Source organism: Caballeronia glathei (assembly GCF_000698595.1).
GTDB lineage: Bacteria > Pseudomonadota > Gammaproteobacteria > Burkholderiales > Burkholderiaceae > Caballeronia > Caballeronia glathei.
In genome coordinates this window covers 67987-89583 of record NZ_JFHC01000026.1, presented here as the reverse complement: position 1 = coordinate 89583, position 21597 = coordinate 67987, and the positions used below count along the sequence as shown (strand labels likewise).

At 58.0% G+C, this 21597-nt stretch carries 32 protein-coding genes; 29 read left to right on the top strand and 3 right to left on the bottom strand.

Features of this window, described 5'->3' with window-relative positions; genetic code table 11:
* The first annotated feature begins 248 nt into the window (after positions 1 to 248).
* Positions 249 to 449, top strand: coding sequence for a hypothetical protein (locus BG61_RS17765; protein WP_035939403.1), 201 nt, complete (start codon positions 249 to 251; stop codon positions 447 to 449).
* A gap of 43 nt (positions 450 to 492) precedes the next feature.
* Here the strand turns inward: BG61_RS17765 and BG61_RS17760 are convergent, their stop codons facing one another.
* From BG61_RS17760 to BG61_RS41315, 3 genes are all read right to left on the bottom strand, one after another.
* Positions 493 to 1254, bottom strand: a complete 762-nt coding sequence (locus BG61_RS17760; RefSeq protein ID WP_035939404.1) for a DUF1828 domain-containing protein — start codon at positions 1252 to 1254, stop codon at positions 493 to 495.
* A 3-nt stretch (positions 1255 to 1257) separates the two neighbouring features.
* Complete coding sequence (locus BG61_RS17755) at positions 1258 to 1722, bottom strand: hypothetical protein (RefSeq protein WP_035939405.1); 465 nt, start codon at positions 1720 to 1722, stop codon at positions 1258 to 1260.
* Positions 1723 to 1835: 113 nt separating this feature from the next.
* On the bottom strand, positions 1836 to 2630 hold the full coding sequence (locus BG61_RS41315) for a S24 family peptidase (RefSeq protein WP_051672608.1): 795 nt from the start codon (positions 2628 to 2630) through the stop codon (positions 1836 to 1838).
* Positions 2631 to 2733: 103 nt separating this feature from the next.
* Between BG61_RS41315 and BG61_RS39305 the strand changes: the two genes are divergently transcribed.
* The 28 genes from BG61_RS39305 (at position 2734) to BG61_RS17620 (ending at position 21521) form a co-directional block, all read left to right on the top strand.
* Positions 2734 to 3072, top strand: a complete 339-nt coding sequence (locus tag BG61_RS39305; protein WP_052040599.1) for a transcriptional regulator — start codon at positions 2734 to 2736, stop codon at positions 3070 to 3072.
* A gap of 239 nt (positions 3073 to 3311) precedes the next feature.
* The gene (locus tag BG61_RS17740; protein ID WP_129572324.1) at positions 3312 to 3707 is read left to right on the top strand and encodes a hypothetical protein; all 396 of its coding nucleotides are present in this window, start codon (positions 3312 to 3314) and stop codon (positions 3705 to 3707) included.
* 86 nt (positions 3708 to 3793) lie between these two features.
* Complete coding sequence (locus BG61_RS39300; RefSeq protein ID WP_051672606.1) at positions 3794 to 4714, top strand: DUF1376 domain-containing protein; 921 nt, start codon at positions 3794 to 3796, stop codon at positions 4712 to 4714.
* Positions 4698 to 5477 (top strand): ATP-binding protein, encoded by a 780-nt coding sequence (locus tag BG61_RS17725; protein WP_035939408.1) that lies wholly within the window; start codon positions 4698 to 4700, stop codon positions 5475 to 5477. Before BG61_RS39300 ends, BG61_RS17725 begins: the two co-directional genes overlap by 17 nt.
* Entirely contained in the window at positions 5474 to 5629 is a 156-nt protein-coding gene (locus BG61_RS44975) for a DUF7696 family protein (RefSeq protein ID WP_420912377.1), read from the top strand. Before BG61_RS17725 ends, BG61_RS44975 begins: the two co-directional genes overlap by 4 nt.
* A 13-nt stretch (positions 5630 to 5642) precedes the next feature.
* On the top strand, positions 5643 to 6164 hold the full coding sequence (locus BG61_RS17720) for a hypothetical protein (RefSeq protein ID WP_063741053.1): 522 nt from the start codon (positions 5643 to 5645) through the stop codon (positions 6162 to 6164).
* Entirely contained in the window at positions 6164 to 6637 is a 474-nt protein-coding gene (locus tag BG61_RS17715) for a hypothetical protein (RefSeq protein ID WP_035939410.1), read from the top strand. The genes BG61_RS17720 and BG61_RS17715 overlap by 1 nt, the downstream gene beginning before the upstream one ends.
* Positions 6637 to 7152, top strand: a complete 516-nt coding sequence (locus BG61_RS42845; RefSeq protein WP_035941768.1) for a hypothetical protein — start codon at positions 6637 to 6639, stop codon at positions 7150 to 7152. Before BG61_RS17715 ends, BG61_RS42845 begins: the two co-directional genes overlap by 1 nt.
* A complete protein-coding gene (locus BG61_RS17705) occupies positions 7149 to 7373 on the top strand; it encodes a hypothetical protein (protein ID WP_035939415.1) in 225 nt (74 codons plus the stop codon). Before BG61_RS42845 ends, BG61_RS17705 begins: the two co-directional genes overlap by 4 nt.
* Positions 7360 to 7566 (top strand): hypothetical protein, encoded by a 207-nt coding sequence (locus tag BG61_RS41975; RefSeq protein WP_129572325.1) that lies wholly within the window; start codon positions 7360 to 7362, stop codon positions 7564 to 7566. Before BG61_RS17705 ends, BG61_RS41975 begins: the two co-directional genes overlap by 14 nt.
* On the top strand, positions 7550 to 7732 hold the full coding sequence (locus BG61_RS17700; RefSeq protein WP_035939417.1) for a hypothetical protein: 183 nt from the start codon (positions 7550 to 7552) through the stop codon (positions 7730 to 7732). Before BG61_RS41975 ends, BG61_RS17700 begins: the two co-directional genes overlap by 17 nt.
* On the top strand, positions 7729 to 7872 hold the full coding sequence (locus BG61_RS42840; RefSeq protein WP_161783682.1) for a hypothetical protein: 144 nt from the start codon (positions 7729 to 7731) through the stop codon (positions 7870 to 7872). Before BG61_RS17700 ends, BG61_RS42840 begins: the two co-directional genes overlap by 4 nt.
* A complete protein-coding gene (locus BG61_RS39295; RefSeq protein ID WP_051672605.1) occupies positions 7869 to 8402 on the top strand; it encodes an HAD domain-containing protein in 534 nt (177 codons plus the stop codon). Before BG61_RS42840 ends, BG61_RS39295 begins: the two co-directional genes overlap by 4 nt.
* On the top strand, positions 8399 to 8884 hold the full coding sequence (locus BG61_RS17690) for a hypothetical protein (protein WP_035939419.1): 486 nt from the start codon (positions 8399 to 8401) through the stop codon (positions 8882 to 8884). Before BG61_RS39295 ends, BG61_RS17690 begins: the two co-directional genes overlap by 4 nt.
* 771 nt (positions 8885 to 9655) lie before the next feature.
* On the top strand, positions 9656 to 10108 hold the full coding sequence (locus BG61_RS17680; protein ID WP_035939587.1) for a hypothetical protein: 453 nt from the start codon (positions 9656 to 9658) through the stop codon (positions 10106 to 10108).
* The gene (locus BG61_RS17675; protein WP_035939421.1) at positions 10105 to 10440 is read left to right on the top strand and encodes a hypothetical protein; all 336 of its coding nucleotides are present in this window, start codon (positions 10105 to 10107) and stop codon (positions 10438 to 10440) included. The genes BG61_RS17680 and BG61_RS17675 overlap by 4 nt, the downstream gene beginning before the upstream one ends.
* A gap of 75 nt (positions 10441 to 10515) precedes the next feature.
* Positions 10516 to 11028 carry a DnaJ-like cysteine-rich domain-containing protein gene (locus BG61_RS17670; protein ID WP_035939424.1) on the top strand — a complete coding sequence of 171 codons (513 nt, stop codon included), beginning with the start codon at positions 10516 to 10518 and terminating at the stop codon, positions 11026 to 11028.
* A complete protein-coding gene (locus tag BG61_RS17665; protein WP_035939426.1) occupies positions 11025 to 11750 on the top strand; it encodes a metallophosphoesterase in 726 nt (241 codons plus the stop codon). Before BG61_RS17670 ends, BG61_RS17665 begins: the two co-directional genes overlap by 4 nt.
* A 358-nt stretch (positions 11751 to 12108) precedes the next feature.
* Positions 12109 to 12237, top strand: a complete 129-nt coding sequence (locus BG61_RS44640; protein ID WP_267908537.1) for a hypothetical protein — start codon at positions 12109 to 12111, stop codon at positions 12235 to 12237.
* A 628-nt stretch (positions 12238 to 12865) separates the two neighbouring features.
* Positions 12866 to 14086: a hypothetical protein gene (locus BG61_RS17660; protein ID WP_035939428.1), complete on the top strand. Its 1221-nt coding sequence runs from the start codon at positions 12866 to 12868 to the stop codon at positions 14084 to 14086.
* Positions 14083 to 14382, top strand: coding sequence for a hypothetical protein (locus tag BG61_RS17655; protein ID WP_035939429.1), 300 nt, complete (start codon positions 14083 to 14085; stop codon positions 14380 to 14382). Before BG61_RS17660 ends, BG61_RS17655 begins: the two co-directional genes overlap by 4 nt.
* Before the next feature lie 95 nt (positions 14383 to 14477).
* On the top strand, positions 14478 to 14831 hold the full coding sequence (locus tag BG61_RS17650; RefSeq protein ID WP_035941766.1) for a hypothetical protein: 354 nt from the start codon (positions 14478 to 14480) through the stop codon (positions 14829 to 14831).
* Positions 14832 to 15569 (top strand): hypothetical protein, encoded by a 738-nt coding sequence (locus tag BG61_RS39290; RefSeq protein WP_051672604.1) that lies wholly within the window; start codon positions 14832 to 14834, stop codon positions 15567 to 15569.
* Between the two features lie 77 nt (positions 15570 to 15646).
* Positions 15647 to 16033: a terminase small subunit-like protein gene (locus BG61_RS17640; protein WP_206540597.1), complete on the top strand. Its 387-nt coding sequence runs from the start codon at positions 15647 to 15649 to the stop codon at positions 16031 to 16033.
* Positions 16034 to 16083: 50 nt separating this feature from the next.
* Entirely contained in the window at positions 16084 to 17361 is a 1278-nt protein-coding gene (locus tag BG61_RS44015) for a hypothetical protein (RefSeq protein WP_035939433.1), read from the top strand.
* Positions 17362 to 17418: 57 nt separating this feature from the next.
* On the top strand, positions 17419 to 18783 hold the full coding sequence (locus BG61_RS17630) for an anti-CBASS protein Acb1 family protein (protein WP_051672603.1): 1365 nt from the start codon (positions 17419 to 17421) through the stop codon (positions 18781 to 18783).
* Positions 18783 to 19619 (top strand): hypothetical protein, encoded by an 837-nt coding sequence (locus tag BG61_RS17625; protein ID WP_035939437.1) that lies wholly within the window; start codon positions 18783 to 18785, stop codon positions 19617 to 19619. The genes BG61_RS17630 and BG61_RS17625 overlap by 1 nt, the downstream gene beginning before the upstream one ends.
* Before the next feature lie 3 nt (positions 19620 to 19622).
* Positions 19623 to 21521 (top strand): NUDIX domain-containing protein, encoded by a 1899-nt coding sequence (locus BG61_RS17620; RefSeq protein ID WP_051672602.1) that lies wholly within the window; start codon positions 19623 to 19625, stop codon positions 21519 to 21521.
* Positions 21522 to 21597: the final 76 nt, after the last annotated feature.

The window sequence follows — 21597 nt, the reverse complement described above, 5'->3', positions numbered from 1 at the left end:
TCCCTTGCGGGTATCTCTTCTATCAGGGTTAAAGATCAAACCGCGGTCCAGCTCTGCCGGGGCGGGTGCTGCGTCCCTTGCGGGTTGCGCCGTTTGGCGCGGTGTTTCGGTGTAAATGAACGATAGCAAACGCTCGCGTATAACGCAAGCAAAAGCTATCGCTCATATGCGAAATTTTTTTATCGCTGTGTTGTGGCAACGCAAACGTCGTGCATCACCTAGACTGAGTCGGTGAACAGGAGACGACCATGTCGCCAGCTGATGTGCTGACTATCTTCGAGCGCCTTAATACTGAGGGCCGCGCGGACGTTCCGTTGGATGAGGCATGCGCTGGTTTTGCCGGCTGGCTCGCAGAGAGGTGGGAGGAGTTCGAGGGCGACGACTTGACGATGTTGACGTCTGTTGGTGCCACGCTATGGCGCGAAGGATTTGCGCAGCGCCAGAAATAGAAAACCCCGCTCGGGGCGGGGCGGCGTCACGCGGGGTCTCGGCTCAGCTCATGATGGAAGACGGCGGCGCTACTTGGCCCTGAAGACTCGATAGCATCCAGACATCGGCGAAACGGCTCAGAATGAGTGCCTCCTGCTGGGCGCGCTTCGAATCCTCTCGATCGTCAATGATGACCCTTATATCCGCAGCCGCGTTGGACGGAATCCCTCTCACATCGGCAAGCTTTCTGACCTCTGCAGCCGTCGACTGCGGTTTTGACGACACTACGTCTATCAACTCACCGTCCAGCAAGAAGTGGAAGTCGTGCGAACGGCCGGAGATGCCTGTCATGGGCTGATCGCGCAGCAGATCCAACTTTGGCTTCCATTGTCTGAGGTAGAACTCGACTTCGTTTGCCAGCGTTGTTGCGTCCGTCGTCATGCCGGCATTTTCGGCTTCCCATCCCGCGATCTCCAGAATAGCGGTTACGACGTTGCGAAATGCGTCTTGAGCGTTGGACGCCATTGCAACCGCGGAAATCTCACCATCGTCCGACAGTTCCGCGCCCGCTTCCCTTGCTAGACGACGCAACGGGGACAGCGAGCGATTGTCGCGGAACTTAATTCCTGAGCCGGCGATGTGGAACATCGTATCGCCGCCGTCGAAAAAACGGATCGTCTTCCCCGCCTCTTCCGCGAACACGTGTATCCCATCCCCGTCGAAGTACTCAAAAGGCGTCGAGATGCAATGCACGACGTCGCCGCCTGGCTGCTGCAGGGGGCGGCACTTGAACCCGATCGTCGTGAAAAGTTGGGCGCAGTTCATTGTCTACCGAAGTTTGAATTCCAGAGGCGACTCGATCACCTCGTCAAACTGAATGTTAACCGCATTGCAAAAATGCTCAAGTGCTTCTTCGAATGTTTGCGGGAACGCTGAGGATCCAAAGCAAATCCGATCCGTTCCGATATGTTCGTGTGGCCAGTCATGGTCTTCCGGATCGCAAAGCGGAACGTTGCTTGTATCAAGCTGGTACGCCCGCTTCGGAGCCCCGAACTCTAACCGGAAGAGAGAAAATTTGAAGCTTTCCCTGAGTGGCCTGACGCTCCGTTTGCATATTAGTTCCACCGTCAGAGCCTTTTTATACAACCCTCCCGGCGTGATGACGCCGGTGACGAGTGCCCAAGACTCGATCCGGCCGCTTGACAAGGCGATCCATGCTGCCTCTGGGGCTGACTTCTGGACAGCCAGAAGTTCATCGGCCTCCTTTCGAGGAAGATCTAAATGGTTCGCCATCGAGTGCAGTTCGAAATCGACATGAAACAGTTCGCGAGGTTTCCGTGGAAGCTTTTAACTCCACTCGGGGACGGCACAGGGGCGAGAATGGACGGCGCAGGGCGACCTAACATCTAGACGCTTCGGTACATCCCAGATCCGCGCGGCACGATCGCGCCGACTCGATGAATGCTGAGCACAATGTTCAGCGGTCGGGTCATTGGCGGGACGCCATTGTTGATGGACCCAAGACAGATTTCATCGTCTCGGACCCATAGCAGCTCCTTGACGACGGCGCTCCCGTCTGTGAACTTCACCACGACGTCGTCGCCTGGCAGCGCTTCGAGGCCCGGCTCGACAACTATATATTCACCGCTCTTGATTCTAGGGCGCATGCTATCCCCACGGACCCTTAATCCATATGCGGTCGGATCGGGCGAATAAATGTGGAGCCACCCGTGACCCTGGCCCGGCGGATAGTCGTCGATGCTTATGAAACCGTCCGGCCCTCCCTGCACTTCCCCGACCACAGCGATATCCCTCCCCGCCCTGAGGCTCAATGGCTCGCTAACGTTTGCTTCTGTTTCTGGCGAGACATTGATGCTAGGCCGATGGTCACCGGGCGAAGTCGTGATAAAGCCGGACTTTTGCTCTATATTCGGTAATTCAGTGGGTGCTGAAATATGCTTACCAAGTAATTCTTCCTCAAGGCCGAGGTCGAAGTACAGCGGGGCCAGCTTCAGATCAGCCTCCAGCCTGCGCGCTACGCCTTCTCGGAAGCCCTTTCCGCTCCGATAGTTCGCGTTGAGGATCTGCCGCAACCGTACTGGATCTTGATTGTGCATGCGTGCGAACGCCGCAACATTTCCTCCCGCCTCTTTGTCGACGAGCTCTTTTAGCCTCTTCCGGCGATAAGCATCGATATCCATTTGCGCATTACACCCGAAAACTAGCATTTGCTGTGTTCGCAAAAGCTATCTTTTGACGAGCATCTGCTTGCTTTGTGCGAAAGCAAATGCTATCGTATACGCCATGGATATCTTTCACGCCTACCTCAAGAAACTGACCAAGGACGAGCGCCAGTCGCTCGCCGATCTGGTCGACACATCGGTCGCCTACCTCTGGCAGATCGCCTACAAGCAGCGCCGCTGCAATGAGTCGATGGCTATCGAAATCGAGAAGGCGTCGAAACGAGCTGTCCGCGTCGAGGACCTTCGGCCCGACGTTGATTGGGCCTACATCAGGGACTCGGCTCGATCCATCGCTGAAAGCGGTGCCGACATTGTAGACCGATTGAAAGCTTCCGACGACGTGCAGCCTCCTGCGGGAGGCACGAATCGGAAGCGCAAGGAGGCGAAGCTCCGGGTTTAGAAGGTTGTTGTCCATAACGGTTTTTGGTTTTCGTTTTATCGGAGGTCGCATCCTCCCTTTTTTTGGTCGTTAGCAGAAACCCTAACCGACCCTAATTTGGCGGGACGCTAAGGGAAGAAGTGATGAGCCGTTATCTATCAATGGTTTAAGGGCGCTAGCCGGCACCTGGCCAAAAGAGCCAGACCGATTCAACCAAAACATACGAGGGCGCTAAACAGCGCTTCTGGATGCAAACCAAATTGTTCTACGAAGACGAGTTTGAAGCCCTCCAGCTGATGGTTAGCAGCAGCGGCAAGTCGGTCAAAGAGATCGCCGGGCACCTGTGGCCCGACATGAAGCCCGAAAGCGCCTACGCGAAGTTGAAGGCGTGTCTGAACCCGAAGGGCGACGAGAACTTCCGGTTTAGCCAAGTCCTCGAACTCATGCGCTTCTGCAACTGCTACGACCCGCTCTATTACGTATGCGACGAGACCATGCATGCCCGGCCGGATCGCAAGGCGCCCGAGGATGACGTGGTGAAACTCACGGAGACGATCCAGGCGGCTGCCGACGTGCTCACCAAGGCATCGGCTGCCCTTGAGCGCATCCAGAATCAAACGGCCATGATGCGGCCGGTTCCGCGGAGAGCAGCATGACCCGCGCGCTGATCTTCCTTTGCTCCCTCATCTGCATGTGCGCTCTGCTCACGTGGGTTGGCAGTCTCCTTATTGAGAGGCTGTAATTGAACGACCTGCCGGAACCGCTGACGCCAGCTGACTGCGACTTGAAGGATTTCCCCTTCATGCCGCTCGAAGTAGCACGCTTACGCCGCTCGAAGGCATGGCTTGTGGCAAAGCGCACGCCGGCGCTCGCCTTTTACATGATCAACCTTTGGACGGCGTCCTGGCACGACAAGCCTGCTGCGTCGCTCGAAGATGACGATGACGTGCTGGCTGACCTCGCCATGTGTGACCCGCACAAATGGACGAAGCTGAGAGCCGATGTCCTTCACGGATGGGTGAAGTGCACCGATGGTCGTCTCTACCATCCTGTTGTCGCTGAGAAGGCTCTTGATGCGTGGAATTCCAAGCTCGATCAACGATGGAAAACAGAATGCGCTCGCATCAAGAAACACAACGACCGGCACGGGACAAAGATCCCCCGTCCTACTTTCGACGAGTGGATGTCCCAAGGTTGTCCCTCGGGACAGCGACTGCCTGTCCCTAGGGACAACTCCGGGACAGACTCCGGACAAGTTGGGGAAACGCCATCCAAGAGAGAGGGAGAGGGAGAGGGACAGAGAGAGTCTTTAAAAACTACCGTACCTACCGGTACGGGCGCCGAAGCGCCGAGCGGGATGAGTTCGCAGGAATCGATTTTCAGGATTGGCGTGCCTTGGCTGGTCAGCCATGCGGGCACAAACGTCAAAGAATCGAACATTCGCTCAATGTTGGGCGGTGCTGTGAAGCAACTTGGCGACGATGGCGCGTGGGCAGTGGTGCAGGACTGCATGCGCGAAACGCCGATTGAGCCTGTCGCCTGGATCGCGGCTGCAATCAACGCCCGCATTCCTGCTGGCAAGGGCAAAGGGAAGCAGAGTCGCCACAGCGGCTTTGACAAGATCGATTATCGAGATGGGGTGAACGATGATGGAAGTTTCTGAGGCGAAGGTGTCCCGTACGAGCGAATGCGACCGGCATGGATCGTACGAAGAGTCGGGCGTGACGTTGCCGTTCGGATCGCGGCGCACGATCTGGTCCGGTTGCGTTGCCTGCAATGCGGAGCGGCGTGAGACCGAGGAGAAGCGGCGTATCGCTGAAGAAGAGGCTCAGCGCCAGCGCCGCCTCGAGCAGCGTCTGAGCACGTCAGGAATCCCGCTGAGGTTTCGCGACCGGACCTTCGATAACTTCGTCGCGGATACGGATGCAAAGAAAACCGCGCTGCAGATTGCAGCCGAATTCGTCGACCAGTTCGCTGATCATGCCGAGCGCGGAACGACGGTGATCTTTTCCGGCAAGCCGGGAACAGGCAAAAGCCACCTGGCGCTCGCCGCGGCAATGGCCGTCATGAAGTCGTCGACGGCGCTCTACGTCAACGCGCTCGATCTGATCCGCATGGTTCGCGACACATGGCGCCGTGATTCCGAGATGACGGAAAGCGCCGTTCTCAACGAACTTTCGGCCGTAAGCCTACTGGTGATCGACGAGATCGGCGTTCAGTACGGCACGGAAGGCGAGCAAGTCATCCTGTTTGACGTTCTGAACCGCCGGTATCGCGATTTGATGCCGACGATCCTGCTGACGAACCTCGGCAAGACCGGCATGAAGGAATTCCTTGGAGAGCGCAGTTTCGACCGTCTCCGCGAAGGCGGGATCTGGGTGGCGTTCGACTGGGAATCCCACCGCGGCGCCCGCAAGGCAGCATGACACCGGAGCAAGCGGCCGAGGTCGTTGCCGAAATTGCAGAGTGGCCTTTGCCTGAGCGACGGGCCTACATCAAGCAGATCCGAGAAGCGTTCGGCGATGCGGCGGCAAAGCAGATCGAGGCTGGGCTAACCGAATTGTGGAATCGTAGGTAAGGGAGCGATGGAAATGGAACGAGGTACGGGCGTGGCGGATAGTACTCCTCAAAACAAGACGATTCTCGCGATCGATCCGGGAACAGAGAAATCCGGCTGGTGCATTTTTCAGGATGGAAAGGTGTCCGACTCCGGCATTGACGAGAACGACGTCATCTTGAGCCTCGTTTATGGATGGCTTGGCGGCCCAATGGCGATCGAAATGGTTTCCAGCTACGGAATGCCTGTCGGTCGGGAAGTCTTCGAGACTGTGCTTTGGATCGGGCGATTTGTCGAGGCACATCAATCGCCGGAATCTGTCCGCCTCGTGTACCGCAAGGACGTGAAGTTGCATCTGTGCGGATCGCCGAAGGCAAAGGACGGAAATATTCGTCAAGCCCTGATCGACATGTTTCCGCGCACTGGCGGAGGGAAGACGCCGCAGGTTGGTACCAAGAAGCAACCCGGTCCGCTTTTCGGCGTGTCGTCGCACGCTTGGTCCGCGCTTGCGGTTGCCGTCTATGCGACGCATCAACGTGAACTGGAGGCCGCCTGATGGCCCGCTCCCAAAAGCCCCGCAAGAAGTACCAGCCGGCTCGCTGGCTCGAGCGCATGGTCAAGGCTCAAGAGACTCGCATGGATGTCCGGCCGTTGGATGACGACAAGCAGCGCGACCTAGGCATCGCCTTTCGCGTCGCGTTCGACCTGATGATCCACGGGGGTGACGAAAGCGCATGGCACACGTTGGCTCAAGCGCTGAATATCGCCCTCGTCCTTTGCGAAGACGACTTCGGGAAGGCATACGAGCCCGACCTGAAGGCGGCGCTTGAGGGCCTGGTCCGCGCGAAGGAGCGATTTAACCGAACCGGCAAATGGGGATTCGACGGCGGCGCCATCCAGACGATTCGCTTCGGTCTGGAACTGCACGAAGAGCAGATGCGAGTAGCGGAGCGGTCGGCTGTTCGTCGAGCGATTCGCGAAGTCGAGCGTCGCATTGACAACGGTGATGTCTATCAGGAGGCCGCTTGATGTACACAAAACCATGGCTAGTTTCCGAAGAAGCGACGCTTCGAACAATGTGGGCCGCCGGAGTCGATCCGAAATTGATCGCGTCCTACATTCCCGGAAGGTCAAGGGACGCAATTAGCAGGCATGCGCTCCACTTGGAACTCAATCGCCCCCACTGGTACAAGCCGCCTAGGCCCCACACCAACTGGGATCAAGTCGAACAAATCATGACCGATGCCGGCTGCCCACTGAAAGCTGATCGGATAGCCGAACTATCCGGCCTGCATGGCTCGGTCGTTTACAAAGTCCTCAATGATCGACGAGGAAGGCTCGTCTACGTGGCCGACTGGCTCATCACTACGCGAAAGCCGGCTGCCCTGTGGATGCTTGGTTGCAAACCGGACGCCCATCATCCGCTACGAGGGAAACAGAACCCCTTCGCCGTTGCCGCCGGCCTCGTGGCGATTCCCGAGGGCCGGCGCGGTCGCATCTATCAACAGTCGATGAGCATCACTGACAAGGAACTCGCGGCATGAAATCGCAAACCGAAACGACTCAGCTTGTCATCGGTATGAGCCACCGCGAGATGGTGGACATCATGCAATCGGCGGGGATCTTTTGCTCGCCAGATCGCTTCTGCCGAATCCTGCAGGAAGCGCAACGCCGCGCCCTTGCTGAACGAGCACTCGAACGCATGGCGGAGAACGCGGAGGAGCTTAGGTTGGATGACGTGGAGCCGGAAAGTGAAAAAGACTGATTGGTTCCCGCCAGAGAGTAAGCCCGTTCGCGTCGGCATCTATGAAAGTCAGATTTTCGACGCCGGTTGGATGTACGACTGGTTTGTCTGGTGGGATGGGCGGATGTGGCGCGACAAAGAGAGCGGATGGACGCTGGAAAATCAAAACATCACTTGGCGTGGAATCGAGGCGAAAAATGAAGAGCAGCGCTGAATTGGTAGTCAAGCTGGGTCAGTTGCACACGAAGATCGAGGAAGCATCGGCCAAGGGGTTTAAGACGGACGCGGCAATGAAGCTGCTCTATGAGCTCGAAAGCGTCGTCGATTCCCTGCTCGCTGTCGGTACGGCTGAGTTTGTGGCGCGCGAGGTGACGCAATGACCATCGCACCGTATCTATTCGCCATCGGATTCGCCATCGGCGGCATTCTCTCAACGCGCCGGATCGGCCTCGGCGACTGGCGCTACTGGTCGATTATGGCGCTGGTCGGCGCCGCTGCGGTGGTCGGGAGGGTCTCGTGACTGCGCCGACCAAGATCCTATTCCTCGACATCGACGGCGTGCTGAACAGCCATCGAACCGTGACTATTCACGGTGGCCCGACTGAGTTTGGCGGCAAGCCTCGCGGCGGCGGATTCCCGCACGACTTTAGCGAGTCCGGCATGAAGAAGTTCGACCCGGTTGCGGTCGCTCTGATCCGCCAAGTCTGTATCGAAACAGATTGTTCAATCGTCCTCTCTTCGGCATGGCGAGTTTTGTTCAGCGCTCACGAATGCGCAAACAGTCTTGATCTGCCGATTATCGATAAGACGCCCAACCTCGCCGACGTGCGCGGAGCCGAAATCAAGGCGTGGCTCGACCAGCATCCGGAAGTCGAGCATTACGCGATCGTCGATGACAACAGCGACATGCTGGAATCTCAGCGCAGCAACTTCGTGCAGACGGACGGGCTAGAAGGCCTCAGCTATCGCGATTTCTGTGCGCTGCGTGACATCTTGGACGGCCGCGGCACAGGGCATCAACGCAAGGCTTTGGTGTGGGAGGACATGTGAGCGACATCCAGACTGCATTCCAAGGCGAGCTGCAGCTCGCAGGATGGTCCGAGACGCATAACGGCGGCTGCAAAGTCACGTTCTGGCTGCCGGATGCGACCGAGCTCGACGCGTTTCGCTCCCTGACGGTTCGCAAAGGCAACACCGCCGGCCACCGCTTCATGGCGGCGCTCGTCGAAATTGGTGACGATGAAACACCAGTCCAACGCGAGCCGGAGCCGGAGAAGCCAAAGGGCGGCGCCCTAGCCGTTCTCGCCGGCCGCCTCTGTATGGATCCCGAGTTTTGGCGCTTCCTTGAGAACGAATACGGCGTTTCCTTTCATGCTTGCCAGGCAGCGAACGAAGCCGCTCAATGGATTCGCGAGCAATGCGGTGTAGCGAGCCGCGCCGAGCTCGACCATAACGAAGAAGCCGCCGCCACGTTTCATCGCGTGGTGCGCGGGCCTTGGCAGAAGTATTGTCAGCGTCGAGGTGCTGCATGAAAAGCCATGCGATCGAAGGGAAATCGACTACGACAGAGCGTGCACCGCAGGGAATCTCGCAGGGCGCAAAGATTCGGGAGGCGTTGTGAAACTGAATGACCTTTCCGGGCAGAAATATGGCCGCTTCACAGTTGAATCTATCGACCCTACAAGGAACAAGGAGGGGCGCATCAAATGGATATGCATCTGTGATTGCGGGACTCGATTCTCTACCACGGGCCGGAATATCAAAAGTGGCAACACGCGTAGTTGCGGGTGTCTTCGCAAGGAGACGTCGATCGAGGGCCTTAAGGCGCGGGGACAGATTGGTAATTCGCTAATCCAAGCGGCCGGATCCAAGGCTTCCACAAAACATGGCATGCACCGGACGCGGACTTACCATTCTTGGAACAACATGAAAATGCGTTGCCTGAATCCGGGGGCGGACTCCTACCCAGCCTATGGCGGAAGGGGAATCAAGGTTTGCGAAAGATGGTATTCCTTCGAAAATTTCCTAGAAGACATGGGTGAATGCCCGGACGGGTTCTCTATTGAGCGAAAGGAGGTGAATGGAGATTACGAGAAAGGAAATTGCGCATGGGCGTCGATGGAGGTTCAACAAAACAACAAGCGCAACAACAGATTCATCGAGTATCAAGGTAAGACGCTGACAGCGACGCAATGGGAAAGACTATTTGGTCTCCGGAATGGAACGGTTCTGCAACGGCTTAGACGCGGTTGGCCCATAGACCGAATATTCGAGAGGCCCCGAACATGCGCGCGGAGCGTTGCATGAAGCGATCCCCACTCCAACGTAAGACGCCGATGACGCGCGGCTCCTGGAAAAGCTCACCGGTCAAATCAACGGACTGGCGCGAGGATCTGCGCAGCGGCGGGATAAAGCGGCGCATCAAGAAGCCCACGGTCGCGGAAGGATCGAAATACCTGGCGGCTTGCCGCGAAGAGCCCTGCTACCTCAACGTCATGTGCCCGTGGACGGATTGGGCTGACCCGACTGTCGTCGATTGCCATTCGAACCAGGCCAAGCATGGCAAAGCAGGCGCCCGCAAGGCGGATCACGAATTCACCGTTCCCGGCTGCGCCAAGTGTCATTACTGGCTCGACTTCGGGCCTGCACCGTGGGAAGAGAAATGCGCCGTGTTTGACGACGCACTGGAGCGCTGGAAGCCGAGGCGTGCGAGAAAGATGGGATTGATCGAACAACAAGAATTGGAGGTTGCATGATTGACATCGACAAGTTGGAAGAATTTGCAAAGGCGGCCACGCCGCAGAACATCGACGGCGCCGAAATCATCGAGCGTCACGAAGATGGAAGGTGTATCGAATGCCCAGCGTGCGGCGGCGAGGGGAGCGTGGAAATAGAGGCCGATTTCTGCAACTACGATGGCGAAGCGATCGGTCTGCAGTTCTACGGTATCGGTAATGCACATGGAGCCGCCGAAGCTTATTTTCGTGCAGCCAATCCCGCCACAATCCTCGAACTCTGCGCAGAGCTTCGGAGGCTGCGCGCCCTAGTTGAAATGTCAGTCGCACAAATAGCACAACAGCATCCGTAGTACAACTTAATTCGTTGTACAATAGGTTGATTCCAAAGGCAGTAACCAACTACATTTTGTGTCGCGGGGTTCGTGATGTTCAAAGACCAGATCGCAAGTGACGTTCGCAGCTCGAATCTCGCGTGGAACGAGCGCGAGGTTAAATCCATCGACCGCATCACCGCGCTCGGCATGTCGGATCAGTTGGGCGCCGCACTCTTCCGATTCAAGTACGGCTCAGACGGCGCGGCTGGCAAGCGTGCATTGCACCTGTTGACGCACAAAGCGACGCGTAGCCTCGGCATAGAAATGACCTACGCGCGGAAACTCGCGACGGCATGTCTTCTTGAATTCGTGGCCGACACGTGCGAGAAATGCAACGGTACGGGGATCGTCATGAAGTCTGGGCATTCGGACGGCTGCAAGAAGTGTGAGGGATCGGGGCTAAAGCGCTACTCGGATACCGAGCGCGCGCTTGCCGCCGGCCTCCCGATAGATAGCTTCAAGGCTAAGCATCTAAAAAAGTTCGATCAGGTCATGACTTGCCTGATGGGATCTGTCGCGGCGACGGGCGGGAAGGTGCGCCACTTGCTTAGGGAGGCGGCGTGAGCTTCGTTAAACGCTTCGAACGCAACACCGTAGGCCGAGACTTCGCTGTTGGCGACATCCACGGACATTTCACCGCGCTTCAGAATCGACTGGCACAGATCGGCTTTAATCGCGACGTCGATCGACTGTTCAGCGTGGGTGATCTGGTTGACCGTGGCCCGGAATCCGATAACGCGCTAGAGTGGATTGACCTGCCGTGGTTTCACGCCGTCAGAGGGAACCACGAAGACATGGCTATTCGCTGGCCTAGCGGCAACATGGACAGCGCGCACTATGCGGCAAATGGCGGCGGCTGGAACGTTTCGAATCCGCGCTATCTGCAACTTGCGTTCTCCGGCGCGTTCGACGCACTGCCCATCGCAATGGAAGTTGAGACAGAAGCGGGCCTAGTTGGCATCGTGCACGCTGACTGCCCCTTTCCGACCTGGCGAGACTTTACGGTTTCTATCGACGACTCGAACCTGTCGAATAAGATGCGCAAAGCCATCTTTGAGGCGGCTCTGTGGTCGCGTGAACGCATTCAGGATGAAGACCGCAGCGGCGTTGCCGGCATTCGGGCGCTGATCGTCGGCCATACGCCGTTGAAGAATCCCGCCGTTCTGGGCAACGTGCACTACATCGACACGGGCGGCTGGTTCCGTGACGGGTATTTCACGTTGATCGACTTGTCGACGCTGGAGACGATTCCGCCGATACCGGGGAAACTGGATTGGGCGGCATAAAACAACATCTAGTTAAAAACTTGTTTCAAACCACAACACGTGGTATATACTGTGCCCGTACCGTCTCGCATTAAGGATGTTTGGGGCGGTAGAGCCTAAGGGCTCCCATTTTTCTCCCGCAGCGGTCTCGCTCGCGCCAAAATTCCCGAAGCCACCCTAACCCGGTGGCTTTTTTGCGTTCAAGCCATGCGCTTCCCTGTCCCCCTCGAATCCGGAATGTACGGGAACCCCGAGCACGTGCTTGAGCAAAAGCAAGCGCAAGAGGCCAACGAAAAGCGCAAGGCTAGACGTACGCTAACCGTTCGGCCTGAGTGGAGCGAAGCACGAAAGGCGGTGGAGCAACTTTTCGAGCGGCTTGATGAACACTGAAACCGAAAATCTGATCGACTCGATCGAGCAAGACATCCAGCGCGTCAGGAACCTTGACGCTGCGCTGAAGGCGTCGCTAATCGCCAAGCTCGACGAACTGCGTAAACTGGTGAAGTAATGGACGAGATCCTAGAGGCATTGGCCGCCGGCCCGTTGCTCGCCGCGGCGTGGCACCTTGGGATGTGCCGTGCGCTCACTGCGTGGGCGGACTTCCTGGTCGACCTGAGCGACGACTGATTAAGTAATGCAGACGCCTCAAAACGAGGCCTCTCAATGAGGCGCCCCGCGAGAACCGTTCCTCTAAGCCACGAGCTATGGAGGGGCATACGTCAAGCGCGGGGCTCCTCCTTGAGAGCTAGGCATGTCAAAGCCGACAGCGGGCGGCCGGGACTACGACAGCCCGGCGTAAGACTGCCATTGAGCGAATTCCCGCCGCTCTCACCAATCCCCTACCTGCATCACCTCCTTGCAGGTTTAGCCCGCCACGAGCGGGCGTTTTTATTGGAGCAACGACGGCAAGGAAGAAGACCGTTGTCATCGTGGAAGAGCCTACTGAGACTTGTAAGTCATGTAGGTGTAGCCGGTTCCTTGAAAGCAAAGACGACACGGCTTGGTTGTGCCGCCTCATGCCGCCAACCGTGATCTACGACATTGTCGAGCAGAAGCCAGTCAGCAGGCTGCCAGAGGTGGCCGCCGATCACTGGTGCGCACAATTTCAGCCGAAATTGAATTCTTGAGGGAAATCTGTGGACACAAACGACTTGTTGAAAGCCGTGAAGGACCACGGAAGCCTTCGCGGCGCCGCCGCAGCACTCGGGATTCCGGAAAGCACGCTGCGAGGTCGTCTCCGCGGTGCTGTTCCGCTCTCTGAGAATCAGCGCAAGTATCGCGATGACTGGACCGCTGATGACTGCATCGCCGAGCTTCAGCGAATCGCTAAGATCGACGAAGACAAGGTTATCTCCCGGAACTACTTCCGCGTGCATTCGGAAATCTCCGAGTCCACATGGAATAGGCATTTCGGAACGTTCCACGAGTTCAAGCGTCAGGCCGGTATCGTTCTGTCGCGCCACGCTCACGGTCTCGAGCGCGCGATTGCCAAGCACGCCAGCAAGGACGTGCAGCGCCGCATGAATGTGGAAAAGTCGGGCTGGGAAGACGCTTATCTGCGCCCCAGCTCGAAGCGGTTTCAGACGGTCCTGGTTGCGTCGGACATTCACGACATCGAATGCGATCCGTTCTGGCGTCGCTGTTTCATCGATACGGCGAAGCGCGTACAGCCGGAAAAGGTCGTCATTAACGGCGACGCACTGGATCTGCCTGAATTTGGCAAGTACGGCGTCGACCCGCGCGAGTGGGATGTGATCGGCCGAATCAAGTGGCTGCATGCCTTCCTAAACGACATCCGTGTGTCGTGCCCGGAAACAGAGATCATCTATGTCGAGGGAAACCACGAAGCGCGCCTGATCCGCCACCTCGGCGAAGCGACGCCCGCGCTTAAAGTCGTCCTTTCCGACCTGCACGGCTTCACGGTGCCGAAGCTGATGGGCCTTGACGCCTACCAGGTGAACTATATCGCCCGGATGGATCTTGCCGCGTTCAGTGAGCGAGACATGAAGCAGGAGTTGGCGAAGAACTATCTGGTGATGTACGACTGCCTGATGGCGCACCATTTTCCCGAAGGTAGGAATATGGGCGTGCCGGGTTTCAATGGGCATCATCACAAGCATATTGTGTGGCCGTTCTACTCGCCGCAGTTCGGGTCGAGCGAATGGCACCAGCTCGGGTGCGGTCATGCCCGCGCGGCGACTTACTGTGCCGGCGAGAAGTGGGCGCTGGGCTTCATGCTCTGCCACGTCGACACGCAGAAGAAACACACGCAATTTGAGTACGTCGAGCTCCGCGACTTCGCGATGATCGGCGGCCGGTTCTACGAGCGACAGAAAACCGAATTAATGGCGGCATGATGACTCCCGAAAACTTCGCATACTGGTTAAACGGGTTCGTCGAGCTGACGCAAGGTCAGACTCCGAATCCTGCGCAGTGGAAGGCAATCCAAGAGCACCTTGCGCTAACGTTGAAGAAGGTGACGCCGCCAGTTGGTATAAAGCAGGAAATCAAGGCGCCGGCCGGCACGGACGCGGAAAAACTCTTCCGTGACTGGAGGGTGGCAACGCCGATCGATTGGGCCCAGACGCCCTACACCGTGACGTGCACGTCAGGCTTCGCGCAGGCGGACGCCAAAGGCGTGCTCATCTGCTAACCGTTTCCCGCCGAGGCCTATCTGGCCTTGTCACCCCGCCCGTCGTGCAACGCGACTGGCTGCCGAGCGATCGGCACCAATTCTGAGATTGAGCGATGGCATTCCCGAACTCGCAGTCAAACCCGAACGGCGCAATTCCCGTTTACATCACGTCCGGTTCTGGTGGCGGCGGAGGCTTGGCCGGGCCTGCCAAAGCTGGCGTAAGCGCGAAGGGTACTGTCGGCACGACGTCGGCGGCCATCATCGCCGCGGGCGCATTCGCGGGCTGGGTTACGGTCCAGAACACGAGCCCGGCGAACACGCTGTTCGTGTCGTTCACGGCACCGGCAACGGCGACGGATATCGCAATACTTCCTGGCGCGGCTCTGACGCTGCCGTTCGGGCCGACCAATGCGCTGAATGGCATCGGTTCGGCTGCCGGTACGACTTTCGCCGCAGTGGGGTATTGAATGCGCAAGATCCTACTTCTGCTGGCGCTGCTGCCGTCGCTCGCGCTCGCGCAGCTGTCGCCGCCGCCCTACAACCCAGCCAACGTCAAGATCACTGGCGGCACGGCGGCATTCTCAGGAACCGTGAGTACGACCGGTAACGTGAATGTCCAGGGCAACGTTAGCTCGACGTCTAACACTCAACCGGCTAGCCCCACAAACTCAGGGGTTGCGCTAAATGCGACACCGAACATCGCCGATGTGCAGATGTTCGATTCGACGCGCGCAGCTAATGACAGGACCGCGGAGTGGATATTTTTCAATGGCGCCGCAGCGTTACGTTTTGCAAATGACGCGCATAGTGCTGTGCTCGTCCCGTTCTCGGTGACTGGCGGCCAGGGCTCTGGTATCACGGGCATCACGTCAAACAGCGGAGCCGGAAGCTGGACCCACACCGGCAATATGGCCGTATCGGGTGCGCTGATAGCCGGAAGCGGGACGCTGAATGTCTACTCGCCCGCTGGCGTAGCTGTCACGACTCCGCACGTGGTGACTGGTACTGTGACGCTCGCCGCAGGAACTGGAACGGCCACCTTCACCGGCAACGCCGTGTTTAGTAACACGACTTCTTACGTATGCACGGCGACGAATACATCTACAAATAGTGCCGTGCGCGCCACGAACGCGTCTGCATCGTCCGTCACGTTTAACTCCGGCACGGGCGCGGACGTTATCGCGTTTCAGTGTATCGGCAACTAATCAGTAAGGGCCTGTGCCCCTAGGCGGGTATGGCTAAATCGACGTACACCACAGCTATCGCGACCAAGATATGCGAAATGCTGGTCGAAGGTAAATCGCTCCGCCAGATATGCGAAGAACCGGGAATGCCTAATAAGGCAACGGTTCTGCGGTGGCTCGCGGATGAAAAACGCGCTGTCTTCCGCGACCAGTACGCACGCGCACGCGAGATGCAGGCGGAAGCGATCGCTGATGAGATTCTCGAGATCGCTGACGACGGGCGCAATGACTGGATGGAAATCGTTGGCAAGGAAGGCGACACGGTTGGTTGGCGTGTGAATGGCGAGGCCGTTCAACGATCACGTCTGCGAGTTGATTCGCGTAAATGGTTGCTGTCGAAGATGCTTCCAAAGAAGTACGGCGAGACGAAAGACTCTGGCGAAGACAGCGGCGATGTAAAAATTCATGGCGGATTGCCCGAGTAGGAGCAGATTCCTCCGACCCCTTGCGGGTCTATAAGAAATAATCTTCTTCTATGCCTGATATCTACCTGCCGACATTGCACGCCGGTCAGGTGGACATCTACAAGAATCGCACGCGCCTTAACGCTGTTCGATGTGGTCGGCGCTGGGGCAAGACCAAGCAGATGGTCACGATGGGCGGCGACGCTGCCGCCAAGGGGCGAAAGGTCGGCCTCTTCACTCCAGAACATAAGCAGCTTCTTGAGCCATACGATGAGTTGCTTGACATTCTGCAGCCGATCAAGAGGCGCGCGAGCAAGAACGAAGGAACGATACGCACTAAGACGGGCGGAATCGTTGACTTCTGGCAGCTAGACGATAACGAGCTGGCTGGCCGCGGTCGTGAATACGACCTGGTGATGATCGATGAGGCGGCGTTCACGAAGAACGGCCAGATGATGAAGATCTGGGAGAAGTCGATCAAGCCGACTCTCCTGACTCGCCGCGGAAGCGTTTGGGTGTTCTCTACCCCGAACGGTGTGGACTCTGAAAACTTCTTCTATCGCGTCTGTAACGACGAGAAGCTAGGTTTCGCGCAGTTCCACGCCCCGACGAGCAGCAATCCGTATGTCCCGCCTGATGAGTTGGAGAAGGAGCGGCTTAATAATCACCCGCTGGTCTGGCAACAGGAATTCGAGGCCAAGTTTGTTGACTGGTCTGGCGTTGCTTTCTTTGAGTACGACAAGCTAACCGTCGATGGTAAGGGCGTTCCCTACCCTGAGCATTGCGATGGCGTATTCGCCATCATCGATAGCGCGATGAAGGACGGAAGCGGCAACGACGGCACGGCTGTCGTGTATTGCGCGCTTTCGAAGCACGTCGGTCATCCGCTCATCATTCTGGATTGGGACATCGTCCAGATAAATTCAGACCTGCTCGTAACCTGGTTGCCGAACGTCTTCACTCAGCTTGAGCACTACGCAAAGCTGACCAAGGCCCGTGCCGGATCGCTTGGCGCGTTCATCGAGGACAAATCCAGCGGGATAACGCTAAACCAGCACTCCTCTCGCGTTGGCTGGCCGGCGCAGCCTATCAATGGCGATATCACTTCGATTGGCAAGGATGGGCGCGCGGTAGCTTGTTCTGGCTCCGTGTACCGCGGCGAAGTGAAGTTTTCCGCGCATGCATTAGACAAAGTCGTGGAATACAAGGGTCAAACAAAGAACCATCTTGTCTCGCAAGTGGTTGGCTACCGGATCGGCGATAAGGACGCGCACAAACGCGCGGACGACTTGGCAGACGGTTTCATGTACGGCGTCATCATTGGTCTGGGCGGTCCGGACGGCTTTTAACTCATCATCCCCATGGCAGAAATCCTAATCCACGGTTCGTCGCTCTCTACGAGCCTGATGGATCTGCTTGTAGCGGATGGCATCTTTCCGGGCCACGAGCCGAGTTACGCGCTCTGTAAGACGATCTACGCGTTTCACCCGCTCGGCGGAAAGGTCGTCGACCAGCCCATCCAGATCGCGATGAGCCAGGCGCGGAAGATTTCTATTCCAGACAGCCCCGAGGAGCGCGTGCGCGATGCCTTCGAGCGCAAGTGGAGAGAGATCAACGCGGACACGTACATTGCGAACACGTGGAGGCTGGCGAAGATCTACGGCGCGTCGGCGATTGTGTACGGTGCCGAGGGTGTCGATACGGACAAGCCGATTCCGCCGGAGAAATTGGCGAAGGCTGATCTGTACTTCAACGCGCTCGATCCGCTGAATACGGCCGGTTCGCTCGTATTGAACCAAGACCCGAACGCGCCGGACTTTCAAAAGCCTGTGCTCGTGACGGCATCGGGCCAAAAGTATCACCCGTCGCGTACGTGCGTGTTCTTCAACGAGGCTCCGCTGTACATCGAGTTCACGAGCTCGGCGTTTGGCTACACGGGCCGATCGGTCTATCAGCGTGCGCTCTACCCTTTGAAGTCGTTCGTGCAGACGATGGTGGCCGACGACATGATCGCCCGCAAGGTCGGCGTGATCGTCGCCAAGATGAAGCCGGCGGGCTCCATTGCCGACCGTGCGATGGCTGTTCTGCAGGGCGTCAAGCGTAACGTCGTCAAGGAAGCGCAGACCAACAACGTCATCAACATCACGCCGGAAGAGGAGATCGAGACGCTGAATCTGCTGAACGCGGACGGCGCGATCACGACGGCGCGAAAGAACATCCTCGAGAACATCGCCGCGGCAGTGCCGCAGCCGGCCAAGCTGCTCAACTCGGAATCGTATGCCGAGGGATTTGGCGAAGGCAGCGAAGATGCAAAAGAAGTGGTTCGATACATCGAGCACGAGCGCAAGTCCGTGCAGCCGCTGTACGACTTCTTTGACCCGATCGTGATGCGCCTGGCATGGACGCCCGAGTTTTTCGGGACGATTCAAGCGACGGTTCCGGAATACAAGAACGTCAGCTACGAACAGGCGTTCTACCAGTGGAAGAATGCATTCTCCGCCGAATGGCCGTCTCTCATCGTTGAGCCAGAAAGCGAACTGGTGAACGTGGAGAAGGTCAAGTTTGAGGCGATCGTCGGCGCGCTTGAAGTGCTGATGCCGCAGGCGGATCCGGCCAACAAGGCGCGTCTGGTCGAATGGGCGGCTAACAACCTGAACGAATCGAAACATCTGTTCACGAATCCGCTCGTTCTCGACTATGACGACTTGGCGAACTACGAGCCGCCGACGCCAGAACCTGAGCCGAGCGAACCGCGTCCGCACAACATCTGATGGCCAAGCAAACATTCTTTCAGGTGATCTCCGAGGCGATCCGGGAGTTTGAGACCAACGGCTTCGACAGCATCGAGCGCCTGACGTTCTGGGTCGACAAAATCCGCAGAGCCGCGGTCGAAACACTGACGCCTGAGAGCGTGCTCAACGAGGAGCTGACCCGCGTTCTGACGGGCACGTATAAGCGGCTCATCGATGACGGCCAGATTCTCAAGGCCCATCCAGGTGTCGGCCGCTTCACCGTCGATCGCCTGAAACCGAAGCTGCGCACCGAGCTCGACCGGCGCCTGATGGTGTCGCGGAATCTGATCAAGCTGAACCGTCAGCAGATGATCGAGAAGACGACGCAGCGCTTTGCTGGCTGGGCGTCTTCGGTGCCGGCGGGCGGCAGTCGTGCGATCGACACGAAGGACGTCAAGGAAAACATCCGTAAGGCTATGACGTCGCTTCCGTTTGAGGAGCGCCGCGTTGCCATCGATCAGGGTCATAAATTCGTCGGGTCGCTCAACGAGATCATCGCTGTCGACGGCGGCGCAATTGCAATGCGCTGGAATTCACAGTGGAAGCGCAGAGGTTACGGCTACCGCGTCGAGCACAAAGAGCGCGACCAGAAAATATATCTGCTGCGTTCGAGCTGGGCGAAGGAGAAAGGCTTGGTCAAGCCAGGACCCGCGGGCTATTACGACGACATCACGAAGGTCGGCGAGGAAGTTTATTGCTCGTGCTTCGCGACTTGGATCTATAACCTGCGCGACCTCCCCGACGACATGATTACCGTGGCCGGCAAAAAATCCCTTGAAGAAGTCCGCGCGAAAATTGCTGCGATGAAGAGATAAACCATGCCGCTTGGAAAAGGATCGTCGCAAGAGGCGATCAGCAAGAACATCGCGACCGAGCGCGAGGCGGGCAAGCCAGAAAAGCAAGCCATCGCCATCGCCTATAACGTCGCAGGCAAGAGCAAGGCCGATTCGGAGCCCATGCAAGCCGCCGGCACGCTGATTGTGGCCAACGGCGCCGTCCTGTTCCTGCGCCGCGGCGCTGGAGGTGATCACCCCGGTGAGTGGGCCTTCGCAGGAGGGAAGCAGGAGCAAGGCGAAACCGCCGAAGAAGCCGCCCGCCGCGAGACCGCCGAAGAGACCGGATACGAGCCGCACAAGCTGGTCGAGATCGCCAAGACCGACGAGGGCGGAGTCGAGTTCACGACGTTCTATCACGAGTGCCGGCCGTTCGAAGTCGCGCTGAGCGATGAAAGCACGGAATGGGCGTGGGCGCCGATTGGGTCATGGCCCGAACCGCTCCACCCTGGCTGCCGGTTCGTGCTCGAGTCGGATGCGTTCAAGTGCATCCGCAAGGCGCACATGACGGAGACGGAGGTTGCGCAGGCGATCGCCGCGGGCGATTTCACCTCGCCGCAGTTCGTGCGCAACATGTGGATGTTCGATATCCGCATCACTGGCACGGGCACATCGTTCCGGTCCAAGGATAACGAGTACGTCTATCGGCCGCCTGAGAATTACCTCAATGATGAGTTTCTGGCGCGCTGTAATGGCCTGCCGGTCATTGTTGACCATCCCGAAAAGGCGACCCTCGATTCGCAGGAGTTTAACAACCGGATCGTCGGCACTGTTCTGTTGCCATACATCAAGGGCGATGAGGTTTGGGCCGTAGCGCGGATTTATGATGAAGCGACCGCGACATTGATGTCGCAGGAACAGCTCTCGACATCGCCCTCCGTCGTCTTTCGAAATCCAGATTTAGAGAATTCCACCGTTACTTTAGACGGTGGGCAACCCCTCTTAATTGAGGGAAAACCGATCCTGCTCGATCACATCGCTGTATGCGAGGTGGGCGTGTGGGACAAGGGCGGCCCGCCAACCGGCGTATCCACCAACCACGTTCAGGAACCTGAGATGACTGAAGAAGAGCGTAAGGCCAAGGCGGACGCCGAGGCGAAGCAAGAACTCGAAGCGCGTGCCAAGGCCGACGCTGAGGAAAAGGCTAAAGCTGACGCCGAGCAAGAGAAGGCAAAAGCCGATTCCGAAAAGTGGGACAAGTTGATGTCTGCAGTCGATTCGATCTGCAAGCGCATGGACTCGTTCGAAGAGAAGAAGGCTGACGGCATGCCCGGCGACGAGCTCGAGCCGGTCGGCGACAAGAAGGCTGATGCCGACGAGAAGGACGCCAAGGAGAAGGAAGCCGAGGCCGCCAAGCTGAAGGCAGAAGCGAAGGAAGAAGAAGCCAAGGCCGACGCCGAAAAGTCCGCCCTGCTCGCGCGCGTTTCCGACCTCGAAAAGATGCTCGTGGCAACCGCGCAACTCACGCCGAAGCCCCTGAGCGATTCGGACTACGCCGCGATGGCTGATGCCCAAGCCAAGGCCGACAGCGTCTATTCGGCATTCGGCAAGCAAGCCCCGCGCGCGCTGAACGGCGAAGACCTCCTGTCGTATCGCAAGCGCCTCGCTGCTGGCGTGAAGGCACACAGCGACCAGTGGAAGTCGATCGACATCAGCAAGGTCGATGCTGCCGTGTTCGAAATCGCTGAGCCGAAGATCTACGCCGACGCGTTCGAAGCCGCTGCTCATCCGTCCGCATCGCCCGAAGGCGGTCTGCGCGCGGTGACGAAGGACACCGGCACCGGCCACAAGATCACGACGTTCTACGGCCGCCCGAGCGACTGGATGGATTCGTTCCGCCCGCCGCGTCTGAAAGGCAAGATCAACGTGCAAAAGAGCCACTGAGCTCGTAGTCGCAAACCAACAGGCCGCCATCGCGCGGCCTTTCTCATTTCTGGATAGGAAAACATGGCACTGAATA

Excerpts from the sequence above, each read along its gene's own strand:
- BG61_RS17650 (WP_035941766.1), top strand. The coding sequence starts at position 14,478 with ATGGCATTCCCGAACTCGCAGTCAAACCCGAACGGCGCAATTCCCGTT.
- BG61_RS17630 (WP_051672603.1), top strand. The coding sequence starts at position 17,419 with ATGGATCTGCTTGTAGCGGATGGCATCTTTCCGGGCCACGAGCCGAGT.
- BG61_RS42845 (WP_035941768.1), top strand. The coding sequence starts at position 6,637 with ATGTACACAAAACCATGGCTAGTTTCCGAAGAAGCGACGCTTCGAACA.
- BG61_RS44975 (WP_420912377.1), top strand. The coding sequence starts at position 5,474 with ATGACACCGGAGCAAGCGGCCGAGGTCGTTGCCGAAATTGCAGAGTGG.
- BG61_RS17700 (WP_035939417.1), top strand. The coding sequence starts at position 7,550 with ATGAAGAGCAGCGCTGAATTGGTAGTCAAGCTGGGTCAGTTGCACACG.
- BG61_RS41315 (WP_051672608.1), bottom strand. The coding sequence starts at position 2,630 with ATGGATATCGATGCTTATCGCCGGAAGAGGCTAAAAGAGCTCGTCGAC.
- BG61_RS17670 (WP_035939424.1), top strand. The coding sequence starts at position 10,516 with ATGTTCAAAGACCAGATCGCAAGTGACGTTCGCAGCTCGAATCTCGCG.
- BG61_RS17655 (WP_035939429.1), top strand. The coding sequence starts at position 14,083 with ATGATGACTCCCGAAAACTTCGCATACTGGTTAAACGGGTTCGTCGAG.
- BG61_RS17640 (WP_206540597.1), top strand. The coding sequence starts at position 15,647 with ATGCTGGTCGAAGGTAAATCGCTCCGCCAGATATGCGAAGAACCGGGA.
- BG61_RS17755 (WP_035939405.1), bottom strand. The coding sequence starts at position 1,722 with ATGGCGAACCATTTAGATCTTCCTCGAAAGGAGGCCGATGAACTTCTG.
- BG61_RS17625 (WP_035939437.1), top strand. The coding sequence starts at position 18,783 with ATGGCCAAGCAAACATTCTTTCAGGTGATCTCCGAGGCGATCCGGGAG.
- BG61_RS17620 (WP_051672602.1), top strand. The coding sequence starts at position 19,623 with ATGCCGCTTGGAAAAGGATCGTCGCAAGAGGCGATCAGCAAGAACATC.
- BG61_RS44640 (WP_267908537.1), top strand. The coding sequence starts at position 12,109 with ATGAACACTGAAACCGAAAATCTGATCGACTCGATCGAGCAAGACATC.
- BG61_RS17705 (WP_035939415.1), top strand. The coding sequence starts at position 7,149 with ATGAAATCGCAAACCGAAACGACTCAGCTTGTCATCGGTATGAGCCAC.
- BG61_RS17760 (WP_035939404.1), bottom strand. The coding sequence starts at position 1,254 with ATGAACTGCGCCCAACTTTTCACGACGATCGGGTTCAAGTGCCGCCCC.
- BG61_RS39290 (WP_051672604.1), top strand. The coding sequence starts at position 14,832 with ATGCGCAAGATCCTACTTCTGCTGGCGCTGCTGCCGTCGCTCGCGCTC.
- BG61_RS44015 (WP_035939433.1), top strand. The coding sequence starts at position 16,084 with ATGCCTGATATCTACCTGCCGACATTGCACGCCGGTCAGGTGGACATC.
- BG61_RS42840 (WP_161783682.1), top strand. The coding sequence starts at position 7,729 with ATGACCATCGCACCGTATCTATTCGCCATCGGATTCGCCATCGGCGGC.
- BG61_RS17765 (WP_035939403.1), top strand. The coding sequence starts at position 249 with ATGTCGCCAGCTGATGTGCTGACTATCTTCGAGCGCCTTAATACTGAG.
- BG61_RS17720 (WP_063741053.1), top strand. The coding sequence starts at position 5,643 with ATGGAACGAGGTACGGGCGTGGCGGATAGTACTCCTCAAAACAAGACG.
- BG61_RS17680 (WP_035939587.1), top strand. The coding sequence starts at position 9,656 with ATGAAGCGATCCCCACTCCAACGTAAGACGCCGATGACGCGCGGCTCC.
- BG61_RS39305 (WP_052040599.1), top strand. The coding sequence starts at position 2,734 with ATGGATATCTTTCACGCCTACCTCAAGAAACTGACCAAGGACGAGCGC.
- BG61_RS17725 (WP_035939408.1), top strand. The coding sequence starts at position 4,698 with ATGATGGAAGTTTCTGAGGCGAAGGTGTCCCGTACGAGCGAATGCGAC.
- BG61_RS17715 (WP_035939410.1), top strand. The coding sequence starts at position 6,164 with ATGGCCCGCTCCCAAAAGCCCCGCAAGAAGTACCAGCCGGCTCGCTGG.
- BG61_RS17675 (WP_035939421.1), top strand. The coding sequence starts at position 10,105 with ATGATTGACATCGACAAGTTGGAAGAATTTGCAAAGGCGGCCACGCCG.